Origin of the sequence: Nocardioides sp. InS609-2, assembly GCF_023208195.1 — a bacterium.
In the GTDB taxonomy this organism is placed as follows: Bacteria; Actinomycetota; Actinomycetes; order Propionibacteriales; family Nocardioidaceae; genus Nocardioides.
In genome coordinates this window covers 1269956-1287988 of the sequence record NZ_CP060034.1, presented here as the reverse complement: position 1 = coordinate 1287988, position 18033 = coordinate 1269956, and the positions used below count along the sequence as shown (strand labels likewise).

Genomic DNA, 18033 nt, shown 5'->3' with positions numbered 1-18033 from the left:
CCTGCGCGCCTCACCGAGTTTCGACGCGCTCACGCGACCTCGTTCCTCGGTCGGACCTGGCCGTCTCAGGCCAGGCCGGCGTCGTGCACGCAGATCGCGATCTGCACGCGGTTGGTGGTGCCGAGCTTCTCGAACAGCCGCGAGACGTGCGCCTTGACCGTGGGCACCGAGAGGTAGAGCTCGCCGGCGATCTCGGCATTGCTCAGGCCGTGGCCCACCGCGATGGCCACCTGGCGCTCGCGGTCGGTGAGCAGGGCCAGGCGCTTCTCGGCCTCGGCGGTGCGCGCGTCCGAGCCGCTGCTGCGGAGCCGGTCGACGACGGTGCGGGTGGCCGTGGGGGAGAGCATCGCCTCGCCGTCGGCCACCTTGCGGATCGCATCGACGATGGCGGCCGGGGGAGTGTCCTTCATCAGGAAGCCGTCGGCGCCGGCCTCGAGCGCACCCACGACGTAGTCGTCGGCGTCGAACGTGGTCAACACGATCACCCGCGGCGGCTCCGGTCGCTCGTGCAGCAGGCGGGTGGCCTCCAGACCGTTGAGCACCGGCATCCGGATGTCCATGAGTACGACGTCCGGCGAGAGCGCGCCGACCTGGCTGATGCCCGCGCGTCCGTCGGCGGCCTCGCCGACGACCTCGAGGTCGGGCTGCCCGCCCAGCATCAGGCTTAGCGCCGAGCGCACCAGCGGGTCGTCGTCGACGATCAGCACCCTGGTGACAGGTGTCTCGGAGATGGTCACACCGCCCACGGTATCCAGCCGTGCAGGACGAACTCTGCACCCTCGCGGCGGTGCTTGAGGTGACCGCCCCGCAGGAGGGTGCGTTCGGAAAGGCCGATCAGGCCGAGGCCGGAAGTGGGCGCGACGCTCCGGCCGAAGCCGAGCGGGTTGCGCATCACCACGTCGACCCCCGTGTCGGGACCGCCGCTGACCTCGACCGTGACAAGGGCGCCCGGTGCATGCTTGCGGGCGTTGGTGAGCCCCTCTTGCACGATCCGGTAGAGCGTCCGGCCGACGATCTCGGGCGGCGACTGCCCGTCCAGCAGGTCGTTGAACTCCACGTGCATGCCGAGGGTGCGCGCCTCGGCGACGAGGTCCGGCAGGTCGTCGTACGTCGGCTGCGGCTGGTGAGTGAGCCGGCCGTCCTCGTCGCGCAGCACGCCGAGCACGCCGCGCAGGTCGGTGAGCGCGTCGTTGGCGTGGCCGTGGATCTCAGCGATTCCCTCACGCAGGGCGTCTGCGTCGAGGTCTGAGCGGAAGGCGAGCGCTCCGGAGTGCATGGAGATCTGCGAGATGCGGTGGGCGAGCACGTCGTGCATCTCGCGGGCGATCCGCGAGCGTTCGTTGCCGCGGGCCTGCTCGCTGCGCAGCTCCTGCTCGGTCTCGGCGCGGATGGCCCGGTTCTCCAGCGTCCACATCAGCTCACGGCGAGATCCGATGAACATGCCCCAGCCCATGATGCCGATCGTGATCACCGTGCTGAACGCGAAGGTGAGCCAGACCGGGTCGTCGTTGGGGTAGGGCTGCATGTCTGTGTAGCCCTGGCCGGCGACCAGGGCGACCACGCCCGCGATGACGATCGGCACGAGCCGGCGTCGGGTTGCCAGCGAGACGGCCGCCAGGGTGCCCGGGCCGGCCGCGATCCCGGAGAACAGCGACATCACGCCCAGGATGACGGCGATGGCGAAGGGCCAGCGCCGGCGCCAGAAGACCAGTACGTACGCGATGGCGCCGAGTCCGAGATCAAGGACCAAGAAGAGCGGGTAGCGCTCGGCCTGCGCTTCGGCGACCGGCACCCAGACGAGCAGCGAGATGCCGACACACAGCGCGAGCCGCCACGCGTGGGAGTTCCACCGCAGCGGCGGCTGGTACTGCTCCGGTCTCGGCTCTTCCACCTGCAAAGGCTAGGCGCACATCGGCGGCGTGACAGCCGTCCCGGGGACCGGACGGACCCCTACTTTGGTCTGGTACGACGAGCCCCGGGACGGATGTGCCGGTGCCCGGATCTCGGCAGACTCCTCGTCATGATCACCGTTGAAGGTCTCTCCAAGTCGTACGGAAACTTCCGTGCGGTCGATGACGTCAGCTTTGCCTGCCAGCCCGGCCGCGTGACCGGCTTCCTCGGTCCCAACGGCGCCGGCAAGACCACCACGATGCGCATCATGGTCGGCCTCACCGCGCCGTCCGCGGGCCGCGTCACCATTGGCGGTCACCTCTACCAGGACATTCCCAACCCCGGCCGGCACGTGGGCGTGCTCCTCGACGCCTCGGCCCAGCACGCCGGTCGCACCGGCCGCGAGATCCTGAGCATCGGCGCCGAGACGATGGGCCTGCCCGCCTCCCGCGTCGACGAGATGCTCGAGCTGGTCTCGCTCGACAAGACCGAGGCCAAGCGCCGACTGCGCAACTACTCGCTCGGCATGAAGCAGCGCCTCGGCATCGCCCACGCCCTGCTCGGTGACCCGTCGGTGCTGATCCTCGACGAGCCCGCCAACGGTCTCGACCCCGCCGGCATCCGGTGGATGCGCGGGCTCCTCAAGGGGTACGCCGACCGCGGTGGCACCGTACTGCTGTCCAGCCACCTGCTCAACGAGGTCGAGCTGATCGCCGACGAGATGATCCTCATCGGCCGCGGCAAGATTGTCGCCCAGGGCGACAAGGCGTCGCTGCTCGCCGGTGCCAAGCACGACACCACCAACGTCTCGTCGCTCGACAACGACCTGCTCACCAAGGCCCTCGAGCACGAGGGCTACTCCGTCGCGCCCGCCGGCGCCGGCCTGCGCGTCGAGTCCGCTCCGGTCGACGTCGGCCGCGTGGCTGCCGACAACACCATCGTCCTGACCGACCTCCGCTCCGCTGACGGCGGACTCGAGGATCTCTTCCTCGAGCTCACCTCCGACACCCAGCGCGACGTACTCCCCGAAGGAGCCCAGGCATGAGCACCACCGCTGCCCCCTCGATGATCGACCTCACGTCGACCCCGCAGGTCCCGATGAGCCGACTGGCCAAGGTGGAGCTCCGCAAGGCGCTCGACACCCGTGCCGGTCGATGGTTCGCCCTGTCGATCCTGGCCCTGGTCCTGGTGGTCGAGGTCATCTACGCGTTCGCAGCGCCCGACGACGCGAAGGACTACGGCGACTTCCTGGGCGTCGCCGGCGGCGTGCTCGGCTACTTCATGCCGATCCTCATCATCATGCTCGTCACCAGCGAGGCCAGCCAGCGCAACGGCCTGGTGACGTTCACCCTCGAGCCCCGACGGTCGAGGGTCGTGGTCGCCAAGTTCCTGGCCGGCTTCGCGCTCGCGGTCGCCGTGATGGTGCTGGCCGCGCTGATCGCGGTCGTCGGCACGCTCGTCGGCTCGGCCGCCGGCGCGTCTCCCGAGTGGACCGTCGACGGCAACCTTCTCTTCAACGGCTTCGTGCTCTCCAACGCGATCGGTGTCCTGATCGGCTTCGCGATCGCCACCCTGATCATGAACACCCCGGCGGCGATCGTCGGCTACTTCGTCTACAGCCTGATCCTGCCGATCGCGGTCGGCATCCTGGGCTCGCTCAGCTCGGGCTTCGAGAAGTTCGCACCGTGGATCGAGTTCAACACCGCGCAGAAGCCCCTCTTCATGGGCGACTACACCCCGACGGGTGAGCAGTGGGCACAGATCGCCACCTCCGGCACCATCTGGCTGGTCATCCCGCTGGTCCTCGGCATCGCACGCCTGCTGCGCATCGAGTTCAAGTAGTCAGCACCCCACAGACTGCTCTCCCCTCGGGGGAGGGGGCAGGTACCGGGTCCGGACGTCCCACGGGGGCGACCGGGCCCGGTCCAACATTTCGGGGCTGTCCATGCCCCAACCTAGGATCCCCACCATGACTTCAACCCGTGCCGACGGCCGTGCCGACGACCAGCTCCGCGACATCAAGATCACCCGCAACTGGCTCGACCACGCCGCCGGCTCGGTGCTCGTCGAGTTCGGCCGCACCCGCGTGCTGTGCGCCGCCTCGGCATCGGCCGGCGTGCCGCGCTGGCGCAAGGGCTCCGGCCTCGGCTGGGTCACCGCCGAGTACGCCATGCTCCCCGCGTCGACCAACACCCGCTCCGACCGGGAGTCGGTCAAGGGCCGCATCGGCGGCCGCACCCACGAGATCTCCCGCCTGATCGGCCGCTCGCTGCGCGCCGTCATCGACTACAAGGCCCTCGGCGAGAACACCATCCAGCTCGACTGCGACGTGCTGCAGGCCGACGGCGGCACGCGCACGGCCGCCATCACCGGTGCGTACGTCGCCCTCGCCGATGCCGTCGCGAGCCTGCGCGAGGCCGGCTCGCTGACCGGCGAGCCGCTCACCGGCTCCGTCGCCGCCGTCAGCGTCGGCATCATCGACGGCGTGCCGCGCCTCGATCTGCCCTACGAGGAGGACGTCCGCGCCGAGACCGACATGAACATCGTGATCACCGGCGACGGTGGCTTCGTCGAGGTCCAGGGCACGGCCGAGGGTGCCGTCTTCTCGCGCGCCGAGCTCGACGCGCTGCTTGCGCTGGGCGAGAAGGGCTGCGCCGACCTGACCCGCATGCAGCGCGAGGCGCTGGCTCTGTGAGCCGCGTCTTCCTGGCGTCGCGCAACGCCAAGAAGCTGGCCGAGATGCAGCGCATCCTGGCCGAGCACGCCCCGGGCATCGAGGTCGTCGGCCAGGGCGGCGTGCCGACGTACGACGAGCCGGTCGAGGACCAGCCCGACTTCGAGGGCAACGCGCTGCTGAAGGCGAGGGCCGGTCTGGCTGCGACCGGTTTGCCGAGCCTGGCCGACGACAGCGGCCTTTGCGTCGACGCGCTCAAGGGCATGCCGGGCGTGCTCTCGGCGCGGTGGTCGGGTCCGCCGAAGTCCGACGCCCGCAACAACGCGCTCCTGCTCGACCAGCTCGCCGACGTACCTGCTGACCGTCGTGGCGCCCACTTCGTCTGCGCGGTCGCGTTCTGCCACCCCGATGGCACCGAGCTCGTGGTGCACGGCCGGATGGACGGCCGCATCATCGGCGAGGTCCGCGGCGCGGGTGGTTTCGGCTACGACGTGCTCTTCGCCGCCGACGGTCACGACGTCACGACCGCCGAGCTCGACACCGCCGAGAAGGACGCGATCTCCCACCGGGGCAAGGCGTTGCGCGAGATCGCCCCTCAGGTGGCGTCGGTGCTGGTGAGGACGAACATCAGCAGCGAGTAGACCGCGGCCGGCACCGAGATCTCGGTGCTGTCGAGCACCTCCAGGGCAACGAAGACCGCCCGCGTGCCGTTTGTGCACGTCGATCTCCATCGACGAGGCGATCGACTGCGCGGCGGTTGAGCGCGACGTCACCGTGGAAGAGGTGGCTGAACAGGTTGGCCGTCGTACCTCCCGGCGACGACACCAGCAGCATCATGCCAATGCTGATGCCGAGCAGCGGGCTCAGGCCGAAGGCGTCCACCAGGCCGAAGCACATCGCCGGCAGTACGACGAGCTGGCAGGCCAGCGCCACCACGACCGCCTTCGGTGCGCGCCGACCCGCCGGGAGTCGTCGCGCGTCGGGGCGAGGCCGAGCCCGAACATGATGATCGCGAGGGCGATGGGCAGCCCGACGGTGATGAGCGCGGAGTCCATGACCGGACCCCGGTCAGGACCGAACCATTGGTCGACGAAATCGCACAGTGCCGAAGGGGGGACTTGAACCCCCACGCCCGAAGGCACGGCATCCTAAGTGCCGCGTGTCTGCCAGTTCCACCACTTCGGCTCGGGGCTCACCCTACTGAGGTCTACCCGGTCGTCGGAGACGCGACCCGGGCTCCCGGGACGTCATGCGAAGTGGGCCACCCGGGCAGTACCCGGGCAGCCAGATCGCAGGACGTCCGGGCCGTGGAGTCAGTCGAGGCCGAGATCCCGCCGCAGCTTCGCGACGTGCCCAGTGGCCTTCACGTTGTACTGCGCGACGGCGACCTTGCCCTCCGGGTCGACCACGATCGTCGAGCGGATGACGCCCTCGACGAGCTTGCCGTAGAGCTTCTTCTCACCGAACGCGGCGTACGCCGCGAGGGTGGACCGGTCGGGGTCGGAGAGCAGCGTGATGGTGAGACCGTCGCTCTCGCGGAACTTCGCGAGCATCGCAGGCTCGTCGGGGGAGATGCCGAGGACCTCGTAGCCCGCGGCCTGCAAGGAGGACAGCGAGTCGGTGAAGTCGCACGCTTGCGTGCTGCAGCCGGGCGTCATCGCCGCCGGGTAGAAGTAGACGATCACCGAGCGCCCGCGCAGGTCGGAGAGCGTGACGCTCTCGCCCGTGTCGGAGGTGAGGGTGAAGTCGGGGGCGGTGTCGCCGACGGTAAGGCGTTCAGTCATTCGAAGCTCCTGTGACCCGAGGGGTGTTGTTGCAACCAAGTTGCAATAGTGTGACGATGCTGTCCAGATCAATCACCCCAGAATCTACCGACCGGAGGCGGCCACTCGTGCACGTGCCCGACGGATTCCTCGACGCACAGACCTCGATCGCCACCGGCGTGGTCGCGGCCGCCGGCGTCGCCGTGGCGCTTCGGGGCGCGCGCCGCGAGCTCGACGACAAGACCGCACCGATGGCCGGCCTCGTGGCCACCTTCGTGTTCGCCGGTCAGATGATGAACTTCCCGGTGGGTGCCGGCACCAGCGGCCACCTCCTCGGCGGGGCGCTCGCCGCCGTACTCGTCGGACCCTTCACCGCCGTGCTCTGCATCAGCGTCGTGCTGCTGGTGCAGGCGCTGCTGATGGCCGACGGCGGCATCACCGCCATCGGCACCAACATCACGCTCATGGCCCTGGTCGGCGTGGTCGTTGGCTGGGGAGTCTTCGTGCTCCTGCGCAGCGTCCTGCCCAAGCGGGTCGCCCTGGTCGCCCCGGCGGCCGCGGTGGGCGCCCTGGTCAGCGTGCCCGTCGCCGCCACCGCCTTCAGCGCCCTCTTCGCCATCGGCGGCACGGTGCCGGTCGACGCCGGCGCGGTGTTCACCGCGATGGTCGGCTGGCACGTCGTCATCGGCATCGGTGAGGCGGTCATCACCGGCCTGGTCATCGGCAGTGTGGTCGCCGTCCGCCCCGACCTCGTGTACGGCGCCCGCCCGCTGCTGGCCGACCGCGAGCTCGAGATCCGTCGACCGGGAGTGGCCGCATGAAGCTGAAGACCTTCCTCCTGACCGGGCTGGTCGTGGCACTGCTCATCGCCGGCGTGGCGAGCTTCTACGCCAGCAGCCATCCCGACGGGCTCGTGTTCGTGGCCGAGAAGACCGGCTTCCTCGACAGCGCCACCGACCATGGCGCGGCCGACGGCCCGCTGGCCGGCTACCAGGCCAAGGGCGTCGACAACCCGCGCCTGGCAGGTGGACTCGCCGGTGTGGTCGGCGCGCTGGCCGTGCTGCTGATCGGTGGCGGGCTCTTCTGGACCATCCGGCGTCGCGACCGCGACGAAGAGCCGGAACCCCGCCAGCACGCCGACAGCCACTGACGTGGGCGCGGGACACGGCCACCGGCTGCACTTCCACGGGCACAGCCCGATCCACCGCGCGCCGGCGCACCTCAAGCTCGTCGGGCTCGTCTCGTTCATGCTGGTCGTGGTCGCCACGCCGCGCCAGTCGTATCCCGTCTTCGCCGGCTACCTCGTCGCGCTCCTCGTCGTCATCGCGGTCTCGCGGGTGCCCTTCGGCTACCTCGCCAAGCGGATGGTGATCGAGGTGCCGTTCCTGCTCTTCGCGGTGCTGGTGCCGTTCGTCTCGCACGGCCCGAAGGTCGAGGTGCTCGGCGTGCAGGTCTCCGAGACCGGGCTGCTCGCGGCGTTGGCCCTAGTCATCAAGGGCAGCCTCGGCGTACTCGCGTCGCTCACCTTGGCCGCCACCACCGAGCCCGACGAGCTCTTGCGCGGGCTCCAGCGGCTTCGCATGCCCGGTCTGATCGTGGCGATCATGGGATTCATGGTCCGCTACCTCGACGTCGTGACCGGCGACCTGGCCCGGATGACCACAGCGATGCGCTCGCGCGGCTGTGACCCGCGGTCGCCTCGGCACTGGCCGACGCTGGCCCGGTCGCTCGGCGCCCTGTTCATCCGGTCCTACGAACGCGGCGAGCGCGTCCACCTCGCCATGCTGTCGCGTGGGTACGACGGCGCGCTGCCCGACCTCCGGCGTACGCCGTGAGCACCCCGACGCTCGACGTACGCGGGCTCGCCTACGCCTATCCCGACGGCCACCAGGCGCTCTTCGGCGTCGACCTGCACGTGCACAAGGGGGAGCGGGTCGCCCTGCTCGGACCCAACGGCGCCGGCAAGACGACGCTGGTGCTGCACCTCAACGGCATCCTCGCAGCCGGGGCCGGCACGGTCGCCGTGAGTGGGCTGCCCGTGGTCAAGAAGAACCTCAAGGAGATCCGCAGGCGGGTGGGCATCGTCTTCCAGGACCCCGACGACCAGCTCTTCCTGGGCACGGTGCGGCAGGACGTCGCGTTCGGCCCGGCCAACCTGGGCGTGCGCGGCGTCGAGCTCGACCGCCGCGTCATGGCTGCGCTCGACCTGGTCGGCATGGCCGACTTCGTCGACCGGCCCCCGCACCATCTCTCGTTCGGGCAGCGACGCCGGGTCGCCGTGGCGACCGTGCTGGTGATGGAGCCCGAGATCCTGGTGCTCGACGAGCCCAGCTCCAACCTCGACCCCGCGTCCCGCCGCGAGCTGGCCGACATCCTGCGCGGCCTCGACGTCACCGTGCTGATGGTCACCCACGACCTGCCCTACGCGCTCGAGCTGTGCCCGCGGTCGGTGGTGCTCAGCGACGGAGTCGTGGTCGCCGACGGCAAGACCTACGACGTGTTGACCGACGACGCGCTGATGCGTGCGCACCGGCTGGAGCTCCCGTTCGGTTTCGATCCGAGGCGCATTGATAGCCTGCCCCGGTGAGCAACGACATGAGCTCCCTCGAGCGCGAGATCGAGGCGGCCCGCGACAGCCTGGCCAGCACGATCGACCAGCTCGTCCACCGGGCGAGTCCGAAGACGATCATCGGCCGACAGGTCTACGCGACCAAGGCCCACTTCGTCGACATGGAGTCGGGCCAGCCTCGCACCGACAACATCCTCAAGGTCGCCGGGGGCGTCCTGGGTGCTGTCGTGCTGGTCGCGGTGCTGCGCAGGATCACCCGCTGACGGAGCGGCACCCCAATGTCTGACAAGTCGCCCATCAAGATGCTGCACGACCGGATCATGGTCGAGCAGGACCGTGAAGCAGGCGAACGTCGTTCCGCCGGCGGCATCGTGATCCCCGCCACCGCCGCCATGGGCGCCCGGCGCCTCGCCTGGTCGCGCGTGGTCGCCAAAGGCCCGCACGCCCGTGCCGTCGAGATCGGCGACCGGGTGCTCTTCGACCCCGAGGACAAGGCCGAGGTCGAGGTCCAGGGCGAGGTGTACGCCGTCATGCGCGAGCGCGACGTGCACGCCGTGTCCGCCGGCCGGCTCGAGGACGAGTCCACCGGCCTCTACCTCTGACCCGTCAGCTGACGCTCGAGGATGGCGATCCTGTCCTCGAGGACCAGGACCCGGTCGACTCCGGCGAGGTTGAGGCCCTCGGCGAGCAGGTCGCGAATCCGGTGGAGGCGGTCGATGTCCTCGAGGCTGTAGAGCCGGCTGCCACCGAGGGTACGTCCCGGCTCGAGCAGGCCGCGGCGCTCGTAGACACGCAAGTTCTGAATCCCCATCGAGACCATGTCGGCCGCCACGGAGATGGCGAAGACCCCTCGGGTTCGTTCGCTCACTGTTGCACCACCCCCTGCTTGCCGAATAGAGATGACTTGACCAGATCTAACGATTTGAGTATAACGAACCTGTATTCATCAATACAGGTTGTGGGCGTCTTGCGACCCACCTGAAGGCGAACCAGGAGGACAGTGATGCTGCTTCGAAACACCGACCCGTTCCGCGACCTCGACCGCCTGACCCAACACTTGCTCGGCACCACCAGCCGTCCCGTGGTGATGCCGATGGATGCCTGGCGCCAGGGCGACCGTTTCGTGATCGAGTTCGACCTGCCCGGTGTCAGCAAGGACAGTGTTGATCTCGACGTCGAGCGCAACGTGCTGACCGTGCGTGCCGAGCGTGTCGGCAACTACGGGGACTCAGAACCCCTGGCGTCCGAGCGCCCGCGCGGGATGTTCAGCCGTCAGCTCGTGCTGGGCGACAACCTCGACCTGGACCGGATCGAAGCCACATATGCCGAGGGCGTGCTTCGCCTGACCGTCCCGGTGGCCGAGAAGGCCAAGCCCCGCAAGATCGACATCAGCGCCGCCGGCACCTCTGAGGAGCCGGCAGCAATCAACGCCTAGTCGAGACCAGCCGATCCGGCGGAGGTGCGAGAGCCTGGCCCTCAGGCAGCGTGTCACGGCTCTCGCACCCCGCTGGGTCGCACGTGGCAGAGCATGAGATGACACAAGGCCAGGCGCCTTGCGGCGGCCTGGCCTTGCTGTCTGTCTGTACGCCATCAGGGACTTGAACCCCGAACCCGCTGATTAAGAGTCAGCTGCTCTGCCAATTGAGCTAATGGCGCGTGCTGTGAAGCGATCGCAAGGCTACCAGCGGGCGACAGGAGAGAAAAATCGGGCTGGACTACCGCGAGGCGAGCACGGCCTGTGCCGCGTTGTGCCCGCCGAGACCCGACACGGCGCCGCCGCGACGCGCCCCTGCGCCGCACAGCAGGACCGACGACGACTCGGTCTGCACCCCCCACTGCTGGGCCGGGGTGTCGAGCCGCGCGCGGTTGGACGCCCAGGGCCAGTCGAGGTCGCCGTGGAAGATGTGGCCGCCGGGCATGGCGAGGTCGGCCTCGATGTCCTGCGGGATCTTCGCCTCCAGGCACGGCTGGCCGTAGGCGTCGGTGGCCAGGAGATCGGTGATGGGCTCGGTGAGGTGGGCGTTGATCGAGGCGAGCGCGCGCTCGACGGCCAGCGCCTTCGCGCCCTCACGGTCGTCGTCGAAGAGTGCCGCGGGCGTGTGCAGGCCGAAGTAGGTCAGCGTGTGCGCCGCCGACTCGGCCAGCTCGCCCAGGATGGACGGGTCGGTGAGGGAGTGGCAGTAGACCTCGCCGGGGAGGACAGCCGGCATCCTCCCGGCCGCCGCGTCGGCGTACGCCGCCTCGAGCTGGGTGTAGTCCTCGTCGAGGTGCAGGGTGCCGGCGAAGGCCAGCCGCGGGTCGAAACCGGACTTGAGCTGCGGCAGCCGGTCCAGCAGGAAGTTGATCTTGAGCTGCGAGCCCTGCGGTTTCGTCGCGGCTTCCTCGGGCTGGCCGAGCAGGATCTGCAGCACCCACGGAGCGACGTTGGCCAGCACGTGGCGCCCGGTGATCGTGTGCGTGCGGATGCCGTCGTGCCAGGTGACCTCGGCCTCGTCGTCGCCCGCAGAGATCGAGCTGACGCCCGCCGACGTGACGATCTCGGCGCCCGCCTCCACGGCGGCCCGCGCGAGGGCGTCCGTGACCGCGCCCATGCCGCCGACCGGCACTCGCCACTCACCGGTGCCGTTACCGATCAGGTGGTAGAGGAAGCAGCGGTTCTGTGACAGCGACTGGTCGTGCATCGAGGCGAAGGTGCCGATGAGCGCGTCGGTCGCGACCACACCACGGACGGTGTCGTCGGAGAAGCGCTCCTCGATGGTCTCGCCGAGCGGCCGCTGCACGATGTCGCGCCAGATCCGGGCGTCGACCGCCGACGCGAGGTCGCGCTCGGTCGGCAGGGGCGCCATGAGGGTGGGCGCGACGGCGGCGGCCATCCCGGCCACCTCGGCGTAGAACACCCGCCATGCGTCGTACTCGTCGTCGCTGCCGGTCAGCGCCGCGAACGACTCGCGTGTGCGGTCGCCCTCGGGGCGCTCGACGAGCAGCCCGCCGGGCTTCCCGTCGCGGACGAACGGTGTGTACGACGCGGTCGTGCGTGGTGCCAGGGCGATGTCGAGGCCGAGCTCGCGCACGAGCCGCTCGGGCATCAGCGAGACTAGGTAGGAGTAGCGGGAGAGCCGCGCCGGCTGACCGGCGAACGCCTGCGCCGAGACGGCCGCACCGCCGGTGTGCCCGAGCCGTTCGAGCACGACGACCGACAGGCCGGCCTGGGCGAGATAGGTCGCCGCTACCAGACCGTTGTGCCCGCCGCCGACCACCACGACGTCGTACCTGCTCTGGTCGGAAGTCATCGGATCAACCTAATGCAGGGGATGTTTGTCCCGTTCCTCCGCGCGACCCTTGGGAAAGCCCTAATCTCATCTTCGGGCTCGGCGGAGCCCGTGTCGTGATCGATCCCGGGCGCGGGCGAAACATAGGGAGACGTGCGTGAAGTCTCGGGACCTCGGTCTGCTGGCGCTGATGGCGACCGTGGGATTCGTCGCCGTCACCGTCCTGCCCGAGGGAAGTCACGCCGGCGAGATGTGGCCCACCGGTCTCGCTGCCGGCGTCTTGTTGCTCAACGCACGTAGCAGATGGGCCGAGATAGGCCTCCTCGTCTTCTTGGCCAGCGTCGTCGCGATGACGTTCGCGGGCCGCGCGCCTCTCATGGCCGGGGGCTGGTCGCTCGGCATCACGGCTGGTGCCCTCGTCGTCGCCGGGGTCCTCACCCACCGTGGCACGCGGACGCCGCGGCTGCGTGACAACGTCGACCTGGCCAGGTTCTTCGCGGCGATCCTCGCGGGCTCCGCGGTTGCAGGGGCGTTCACGGGGGTGACCTCGCTGCTGCTCCAGGGCGACCGGCCCGGCGTGCTCGCCGTCGCCACGGTGCTTGCGCACCTGAACGGCTACGCCGTCATCCTGCCGTTCTTCATGGCCGTCGCCCGGCACCGGGCGAACAGCTCGCGGATCGAACGGGCGCTCCAGGCCAGCGCGCTCGCCGGCGTGATGCTGCTCGTCTTCGGGCTCTTCGGCGACAAGCCGCTGATGGCCTTCCTCGTCGTACCCGTGCTGTCGTGGTGTGCCCTGCGCAACTCGATGCGCGTCACGCTCCTTCAGTTGCTCGCCTTCGGCGGCAGCGCTGCCGGTCTCACGCTGGCGGGCATCGGTCCCTTCGCGGGCGTGGAACGGCTCTCCCACCACTTCGACATCGTCATGCTCGCGCTGCACCTCTTCGTCCTCGCCTGTGTCGTCTCCTCCCTGCCCAGCGCGGTGGCCGTGGCGATGCAGCGCGACGTCAGCCACGCGGCGTCAGTGGAGCGCGACCGCCTGCACAGCCTGGTCGGCAGCACCCGCGGCATCGCGATCATCGGCACCGACGCCGACGGCCTGATCAACCTCTTCAACCCCGGCGCCGAGCAGCAGCTCGGCTACCGCGCCGGGGAGGTCCTCGGGAAGTCGCCGTCGATGTTCCACCGGCAGGAGGAGTTCGAGCGACTGGCGGAGCTGCTCGGCACCGAGGCCACCCACCGGGCGGTGGCGTTCGTGCTGCGCGAGCCCGAGCACGCCGGCACCGAGGTCGAGTTCGTCAACAAGGACGGCGACCTGCGGATGCACACGATGACGCTGGCCCGGATCATCGACGCCGACGGCAACGTCGCCGGCCACGTGAGCACCGCCGAAGACGTCACCGAGCGGGTGCAGGCGCACACCACCCTCACCGAAGCTCTCGAGACCGAGCGGCAGGCGGTCGACCGGCTTCGTCAGGTCGACCAGCTCAAGGACATCTTCGTGTCCAGCGTCAGCCACGAGCTGCGCACTCCGATCACCAGCATCCTGGGCTACCTCGAGATCCTCGGAGACGGCGGCTTCGGCCCCGTCAACTCGGCCCAGACCAACGCGCTGACCCGGGTCGCCGGCAACAGCGAGCGCCTGCTCTCGCTCATCGACGACCTCCTCCTGCTCAGCCAGGTGCAGGACGGTGTCCTGGAGACGAAGTCCGCCGACTGCGACCTCGGTGCCGTCGTACTTGCCGCGGCCAACGTGGTCGCGCCCGCGTGCGAGACCACCGGCAAGGCGTTCGGCATCGACGTGCCGTCCACACCGTCGCCGTTCACCGGCGACCGGGCTCAGCTCGAGCGCGCGGTGATCAACCTGCTCAGCAACGCCGTGAAGTTCACCCAGGCCGGCGGGCGCATCGACGTGGCGCTGCGGAGCGACGCCGACGCGGCGATCATCTCGGTGCGCGACACCGGCGTGGGCATCCCGCGGGACGAGCAGGCGCAGGTCTTCAAGCGCTTCTTCCGCTCGTCGGTGGCCTTCGAGATGGCGATCCAGGGCAGCGGGCTCGGCCTGTCGATCACCCAGGCCATCGCGGTGAGCCACAACGGGCACGTGGAGTTCGAGTCGAACCCCGGGGAGGGCAGCGTGTTCCGGCTCGTCTTCCCGCAGCGCGTGTACGACGCGCACGCGCACGGGCACGCGAACGCCGGCTGACCGGCGTACTCAGGGCAACGCAGAAGGCCCCCGGCGCGAGCCGGAGGCCTTCTGACTTGGGGTGAACGACGGGACTTGAACCCGCGACATCCGCGACCACAACGCGGCGCTCTACCAGCTGAGCTACGCCCACCACGAAGCCCCGACAACGTCGGGGCCGCGACGAAAAGTATAGAGGTACTAGGCGGGGATATCCGCATCGGGGCCCCGGCCCGTGATGGAGCCACCGTGCCGCGCCGCGATCTCCTTGGCGACCGTGCTGTCGGGGCCGGGCGGGGGCACGAAGACGGCTTCGCGGTAGTAGCGAAGCTCCTCGATGCTCTCCTGGATGTCGGCCAGCGCGCGGTGGTTGCCGCGCTTGGGCGGCGAGGAGAAGTAGGTACGCGGGAACCAGCGCCGCGACAGCTCCTTGATGGAGGAGACGTCGACGTTGCGGTAGTGCAAGAAGCCCTCGAGGGTCGGCATGTCACGCGCCAGGAACGACCGGTCGGTGGCGACGGAGTTGCCGGCGAGCGGCGGGCGGCTGCCGTCGGGGCAGTGCTCCTTGATGTAGTCGAGCACCTGCTTCTCGGCGTCGGCCATCTCGAGCCCCTCGTCGAGCTCGATGAGCAGGCCGGACGTCTCGTGCATCGAGCGCACGAAGTCGATCATCTGCTCGAGCGCGGCCGGGGGTGGCTTGACGATCACGTCGATGCCGTCGCCGATGACGTTGAGGTCGAAGTCGGTGACCAGGGCTGCGACCTCGATGAGTGCGTCGGCCTGGAGGTCGAGGCCGGTCATCTCGCAGTCGATCCAGACAAGTCTTTCGTTCACGATCGGAACCCTACCCACCATGGGGACCCGGCCAGCCACCCCTGGCCAGCAGAGGTTCAGGTTCGCCTCAGGTGAGCGACCTAGGGTCGGCTGCGTGAAGCAGTGGCTCGGTCTGGTGGCGCGACTCGTCACCGGAGGGGTCTGGTTGGTCGCGGGGGCGCTGAAGCTGCCCGAGCCTGCCGAGAGCGTGCGTGCCGTACGTGCCTACGACCTGCTTCCCGAGTCGATCGTGCCGACCGTGGGGCACCTCCTGCCGGTGCTGGAGGTCGTCGTCGGGCTGTGCCTGGTGCTGGGCGTCCTGACCCGGGCGATCGGCGTCGTCTCGGCGCTGCTCTTCCTCGCCTTCGTGGTCGGCATCGCGTCGGCGTGGGCCCGCGGCCTGGAGATCGAGTGCGGCTGCTTCGGTGGTGGCGGCACTCGCGCGGGTGCGTCGAGCGAGTACCCGCTCGAGATCGCCCGCGACGCCGGCCTGCTCCTGCTGTCGTGCTGCCTGGTGGCCTTCCCGCGGACGCGGCTCGCGCTCGACAACTTCCTGTTCCGCGTCGTACCCGAGAGGACCCTGTGATGTCGAAGAAGCGCGCGCACGAGAACAGGAGCGCCCGAGCTGCTGAGGTGATCCGGAGGCAGGAGGCCGCGGAGCAGCGTCGGCGCCTGATCGTCGTCGGCGCCGTCGCGGCGGTGCTCGTGATCGCCGTGGTCGTGGGGCTCGTCGTCCAGGGCCAGCGCGACACGACCGGAGACGTCGCAACTCCACCCGCCGGGGCCTCGGACTCCTTCGGACTCGTGCTGGGCGACGACGGTGCGCCGCACACGGCGGTGGTCTACGAGGACTTCCTGTGCCCCGTCTGCGGGGAGTTCGAGAAGCTGACCAACGCCGGCCTGGCTGACGCCGTAGAGGCTGGTCGGGTGCAGGTGGAGTACCGGACGCTCGACTTCCTCTCCCAGTTCGGCGACTACTCGCAGCGATCCGCCAACGCGTTCGCCGTCGTGCTCGACGCGGCCGGCCCCGACGTGGCCAAGAAATTCCACGACGAGCTCTTCGCCGACCAGCCCTCCGAGGAGGGTCCCTTCCCCGAGGACTCCGCGCTCGTCGAGAAGGCGGTCGAGGCAGGAGCGGACGAGTCGGCAGTGAAGGCCGGGATCGAGGATCTCGCCTTCGCGCAGTGGGTCAAGAACGGCACCGAGCGGGCGTCGAAGGACGGCGTCGTTGGCACCCCTACAGTGATGCTCGACGGCAAGCCGGTCTCAGGCGAGACGCTCGGTGACCTCGCCGCCAACCTCCTGACGGGAATCAGCTGATGCAGGTCGAGCGGGTCCAGAAGTGGGTGATGTCTGCCCTGATCCTGACGACCGCAGCGCACTTCGCCGCCGGGCTCGTGATCCTGGCCAACACGGTCGACCGGCCGGGAGCGTTCCCGGTGCTGCTCACGGTCGCCACCATCGTCTGCGTGCTGGCGATCGTGGGTGTGCGCGTCCTGAACCAGCGCTCGATCCTCACGCCGTGGCTGGTCTTCGCTTCCATCCCGGTCGCCGTCGGTTTCTACTTCTCCTGATCCCGCTGCCAGACTCCGGCGATGAGCATCGCCGCCTTCATCGCAGGCCTTCCCAAGGCTGAGCTGCACGTCCACCATGTCGGGTCCGCCTCTGAGCGGATCGTCCGTGAGCTGGCCGAGCGCCACCCGGGCACCGTGCCGGCCGATCCCGACGAGCTGCGCAAGTTCTACGAGTTCCGCGACTTCGGGCACTTCATCGAGGTCTACCTCGCGGTCGTCGACCTGATCCGCACTCCCGAGGACGTGCGGATGCTGACCTACGAGGTCGCCCGCGAGATGGCCACAGAACAGCATGTCCGGTACGCCGAGCTCACCTGCACGCCGTACACGTCGGTGTTGCGAGGGATCTCCATCCAGGCCTACACGGAGGCCATCGAGGACGCTCGCGTCGCCGCCGAGCGTGACTTCGGCCTGGTGCTGAGGTGGATCTATGACATCCCGGGGGAGTCGGGCATCCCGGCTGCCGACGCGACGCTGGACTATGCGCTGAACCACCGGCCCGAGGGGCTCGTCGGGTTCGGCCTGGGTGGGCCGGAGATCGGCGTACCCAGGCCCCAGTTCGAGCCGCATTTCACCGCCGCGCGCGGTGCTGGGCTGAAGTCGGTGCCGCACGCCGGCGAGACGACCGGGCCAGAGACGGTGTGGGACGCCATCAACCTGCTGGGCGCCGAGCGGATCGGGCACGGCACGTCGTCGGCCCAGGACCCCGCCCTGCTGGCGCACCTGGCCGAGACCGGGATCGTGCTGGAGGTGTGCCCGTCGTCGAACATCGCGACCCGGGCCGTGGCGACCCTGGCGGAGCACCCGATCGTCGCGTTCCGTGACGCGGGCGTGACGATCACGGTCAACTCCGACGACCCGCCGATGTTCGGCACCACGCTCAACCGGGAGTACGAGATCGCCGCCGACCTGCTCGGTCTCGACCAGGCCGGGGTCGCCGACCTGTCGCGGGCGGCCGTTCGAGCGTCGTACGCACCGGAGGACGTGAAGGCCGGGCTCATCGGGGAGATCGACGGGTACGTCGCCGCCAACCGCCTCTGACGGCGTGTCCGGCGCGACACGCCGGACGCCCGAAATTACCTGGGCAGACCCCTTGATCCGTCCGCGCGACGGAGGGTAGAACTGTCCGTGTCGGAAGGACTTCGGTCCGGAAGACACCGGAGCCCCGGCAACTCATACTTGCCGGGGTTCCACCTATTTCTGGGGTCTCGCCGGCTCTCACGACCAAAGCACAGGCCCCGCGAGCTCATACTTCGCGGGGCCGAGTCCATTGGACCGTGCCCCGCTCAGGTTTCGACG

Annotated in this window: 24 protein-coding genes and 3 tRNA genes; 16 read left to right on the top strand and 11 right to left on the bottom strand. The window is 69.5% G+C overall.

Annotated elements, in window-relative coordinates; all coding sequences use genetic code 11:
* Positions 1 to 65: 65 nt before the first annotated feature.
* Together H4Q84_RS06845 and H4Q84_RS06840 are read right to left on the bottom strand one after the other, a co-directional pair.
* Positions 66 to 737, bottom strand: a complete 672-nt coding sequence (locus H4Q84_RS06845; RefSeq protein ID WP_282580320.1) for a response regulator transcription factor — start codon at positions 735 to 737, stop codon at positions 66 to 68.
* Positions 734 to 1891 (bottom strand): histidine kinase, encoded by a 1158-nt coding sequence (locus tag H4Q84_RS06840; protein ID WP_248582648.1) that lies wholly within the window; start codon positions 1889 to 1891, stop codon positions 734 to 736. The genes H4Q84_RS06845 and H4Q84_RS06840 overlap by 4 nt, the downstream gene beginning before the upstream one ends.
* A gap of 129 nt (positions 1892 to 2020) precedes the next feature.
* Between H4Q84_RS06840 and H4Q84_RS06835 the strand changes: the two genes are divergently transcribed.
* From H4Q84_RS06835 to rdgB, 4 genes are all read left to right on the top strand, one after another.
* Positions 2021 to 2935: an ATP-binding cassette domain-containing protein gene (locus tag H4Q84_RS06835; protein ID WP_248582647.1), complete on the top strand. Its 915-nt coding sequence runs from the start codon at positions 2021 to 2023 to the stop codon at positions 2933 to 2935.
* Complete coding sequence (locus H4Q84_RS06830) at positions 2932 to 3732, top strand: ABC transporter permease subunit (protein WP_248582646.1); 801 nt, start codon at positions 2932 to 2934, stop codon at positions 3730 to 3732. Before H4Q84_RS06835 ends, H4Q84_RS06830 begins: the two co-directional genes overlap by 4 nt.
* Before the next feature lie 127 nt (positions 3733 to 3859).
* The gene (gene rph, locus H4Q84_RS06825) at positions 3860 to 4585 is read left to right on the top strand and encodes a ribonuclease PH (protein ID WP_248582645.1); all 726 of its coding nucleotides are present in this window, start codon (positions 3860 to 3862) and stop codon (positions 4583 to 4585) included.
* On the top strand, positions 4582 to 5205 hold the full coding sequence (gene rdgB, locus H4Q84_RS06820) for an RdgB/HAM1 family non-canonical purine NTP pyrophosphatase (RefSeq protein ID WP_248582644.1): 624 nt from the start codon (positions 4582 to 4584) through the stop codon (positions 5203 to 5205). Before rph ends, rdgB begins: the two co-directional genes overlap by 4 nt.
* Here rdgB and H4Q84_RS06815 read toward each other — a convergent pair.
* From H4Q84_RS06815 to H4Q84_RS06800, 4 genes are all read right to left on the bottom strand, one after another.
* Entirely contained in the window at positions 5192 to 5497 is a 306-nt protein-coding gene (locus tag H4Q84_RS06815) for a hypothetical protein (RefSeq protein WP_248582643.1), read from the bottom strand. The two genes, rdgB and H4Q84_RS06815, sit on opposite strands and share 14 nt — an antisense overlap.
* Positions 5428 to 5619 carry a hypothetical protein gene (locus H4Q84_RS06810; protein ID WP_248583724.1) on the bottom strand — a complete coding sequence of 64 codons (192 nt, stop codon included), beginning with the start codon at positions 5617 to 5619 and terminating at the stop codon, positions 5428 to 5430. The genes H4Q84_RS06815 and H4Q84_RS06810 overlap by 70 nt, the downstream gene beginning before the upstream one ends.
* A 48-nt stretch (positions 5620 to 5667) precedes the next feature.
* Positions 5668 to 5749: transfer RNA gene (locus H4Q84_RS06805), tRNA-Leu, on the bottom strand.
* Positions 5750 to 5877: 128 nt separating this feature from the next.
* Positions 5878 to 6348 (bottom strand): peroxiredoxin, encoded by a 471-nt coding sequence (locus tag H4Q84_RS06800; protein ID WP_248582642.1) that lies wholly within the window; start codon positions 6346 to 6348, stop codon positions 5878 to 5880.
* Positions 6349 to 6455: 107 nt separating this feature from the next.
* On the opposite strand from H4Q84_RS06800, the gene H4Q84_RS06795 reads away from it, so the two are divergent.
* Genes H4Q84_RS06795 through H4Q84_RS06770 form a run of 6 tightly spaced genes read left to right on the top strand, consistent with a single transcriptional unit; the run spans position 6456 to position 9498 of the window.
* Positions 6456 to 7148, top strand: a complete 693-nt coding sequence (locus H4Q84_RS06795; protein ID WP_248582641.1) for an energy-coupling factor ABC transporter permease — start codon at positions 6456 to 6458, stop codon at positions 7146 to 7148.
* Entirely contained in the window at positions 7145 to 7477 is a 333-nt protein-coding gene (locus H4Q84_RS06790) for a PDGLE domain-containing protein (RefSeq protein ID WP_248582640.1), read from the top strand. Before H4Q84_RS06795 ends, H4Q84_RS06790 begins: the two co-directional genes overlap by 4 nt.
* A 1-nt stretch (position 7478) precedes the next feature.
* Positions 7479 to 8162: a cobalt ECF transporter T component CbiQ gene (gene cbiQ, locus H4Q84_RS06785; RefSeq protein ID WP_248582639.1), complete on the top strand. Its 684-nt coding sequence runs from the start codon at positions 7479 to 7481 to the stop codon at positions 8160 to 8162.
* Entirely contained in the window at positions 8159 to 8914 is a 756-nt protein-coding gene (locus H4Q84_RS06780; RefSeq protein ID WP_248582638.1) for an ABC transporter ATP-binding protein, read from the top strand. Before cbiQ ends, H4Q84_RS06780 begins: the two co-directional genes overlap by 4 nt.
* Positions 8911 to 9159 (top strand): DUF3618 domain-containing protein, encoded by a 249-nt coding sequence (locus H4Q84_RS06775; RefSeq protein WP_248582637.1) that lies wholly within the window; start codon positions 8911 to 8913, stop codon positions 9157 to 9159. Before H4Q84_RS06780 ends, H4Q84_RS06775 begins: the two co-directional genes overlap by 4 nt.
* Before the next feature lie 15 nt (positions 9160 to 9174).
* On the top strand, positions 9175 to 9498 hold the full coding sequence (locus tag H4Q84_RS06770) for a co-chaperone GroES (protein ID WP_248582636.1): 324 nt from the start codon (positions 9175 to 9177) through the stop codon (positions 9496 to 9498).
* Here the strand turns inward: H4Q84_RS06770 and H4Q84_RS06765 are convergent.
* On the bottom strand, positions 9489 to 9764 hold the full coding sequence (locus tag H4Q84_RS06765) for a MerR family transcriptional regulator (RefSeq protein ID WP_248582635.1): 276 nt from the start codon (positions 9762 to 9764) through the stop codon (positions 9489 to 9491). The genes H4Q84_RS06770 and H4Q84_RS06765 overlap by 10 nt on opposite strands.
* A gap of 135 nt (positions 9765 to 9899) precedes the next feature.
* Between H4Q84_RS06765 and H4Q84_RS06760 the strand changes: the two genes are divergently transcribed.
* Positions 9900 to 10331: an HSP20 family small heat-shock protein gene (locus tag H4Q84_RS06760; RefSeq protein ID WP_282580319.1), complete on the top strand. Its 432-nt coding sequence runs from the start codon at positions 9900 to 9902 to the stop codon at positions 10329 to 10331.
* A gap of 148 nt (positions 10332 to 10479) precedes the next feature.
* Here the strand turns inward: H4Q84_RS06760 and H4Q84_RS06755 are convergent.
* Both H4Q84_RS06755 and H4Q84_RS06750 read right to left on the bottom strand, forming a co-directional pair.
* Positions 10480 to 10552 (bottom strand) — tRNA-Lys (locus tag H4Q84_RS06755).
* Between the two features lie 59 nt (positions 10553 to 10611).
* Positions 10612 to 12186 (bottom strand): NAD(P)/FAD-dependent oxidoreductase, encoded by a 1575-nt coding sequence (locus H4Q84_RS06750; protein WP_248582634.1) that lies wholly within the window; start codon positions 12184 to 12186, stop codon positions 10612 to 10614.
* Between the two features lie 136 nt (positions 12187 to 12322).
* Here H4Q84_RS06750 and H4Q84_RS06745 point away from each other — a divergent pair, with 136 nt between their 5' ends.
* Positions 12323 to 14368, top strand: coding sequence for an ATP-binding protein (locus H4Q84_RS06745; protein ID WP_248582633.1), 2046 nt, complete (start codon positions 12323 to 12325; stop codon positions 14366 to 14368).
* A 57-nt stretch (positions 14369 to 14425) separates the two neighbouring features.
* On the opposite strand, the gene H4Q84_RS06740 is transcribed toward H4Q84_RS06745, so the two are convergent.
* Together H4Q84_RS06740 and orn are read right to left on the bottom strand one after the other, a co-directional pair.
* Positions 14426 to 14501: transfer RNA gene (locus tag H4Q84_RS06740), tRNA-His, on the bottom strand.
* A 47-nt stretch (positions 14502 to 14548) separates the two neighbouring features.
* Positions 14549 to 15202, bottom strand: coding sequence for an oligoribonuclease (gene orn, locus H4Q84_RS06735; protein WP_248582632.1), 654 nt, complete (start codon positions 15200 to 15202; stop codon positions 14549 to 14551).
* A gap of 73 nt (positions 15203 to 15275) precedes the next feature.
* Here orn and H4Q84_RS06730 point away from each other — a divergent pair, with 73 nt between their 5' ends.
* From H4Q84_RS06730 to H4Q84_RS06715, 4 genes are read left to right on the top strand one after another with little or no spacing between them, the layout of a single operon-like run.
* Positions 15276 to 15746, top strand: a complete 471-nt coding sequence (locus H4Q84_RS06730; RefSeq protein ID WP_248582631.1) for a MauE/DoxX family redox-associated membrane protein — start codon at positions 15276 to 15278, stop codon at positions 15744 to 15746.
* Positions 15746 to 16480 carry a thioredoxin domain-containing protein gene (locus tag H4Q84_RS06725; protein WP_248582630.1) on the top strand — a complete coding sequence of 245 codons (735 nt, stop codon included), beginning with the start codon at positions 15746 to 15748 and terminating at the stop codon, positions 16478 to 16480. The genes H4Q84_RS06730 and H4Q84_RS06725 overlap by 1 nt, the downstream gene beginning before the upstream one ends.
* Complete coding sequence (locus tag H4Q84_RS06720; protein WP_248582629.1) at positions 16480 to 16734, top strand: hypothetical protein; 255 nt, start codon at positions 16480 to 16482, stop codon at positions 16732 to 16734. The genes H4Q84_RS06725 and H4Q84_RS06720 overlap by 1 nt, the downstream gene beginning before the upstream one ends.
* A 21-nt stretch (positions 16735 to 16755) precedes the next feature.
* Positions 16756 to 17775 (top strand): adenosine deaminase, encoded by a 1020-nt coding sequence (locus H4Q84_RS06715; RefSeq protein ID WP_248582628.1) that lies wholly within the window; start codon positions 16756 to 16758, stop codon positions 17773 to 17775.
* The last annotated feature ends 258 nt before the right edge of the window (positions 17776 to 18033 follow it).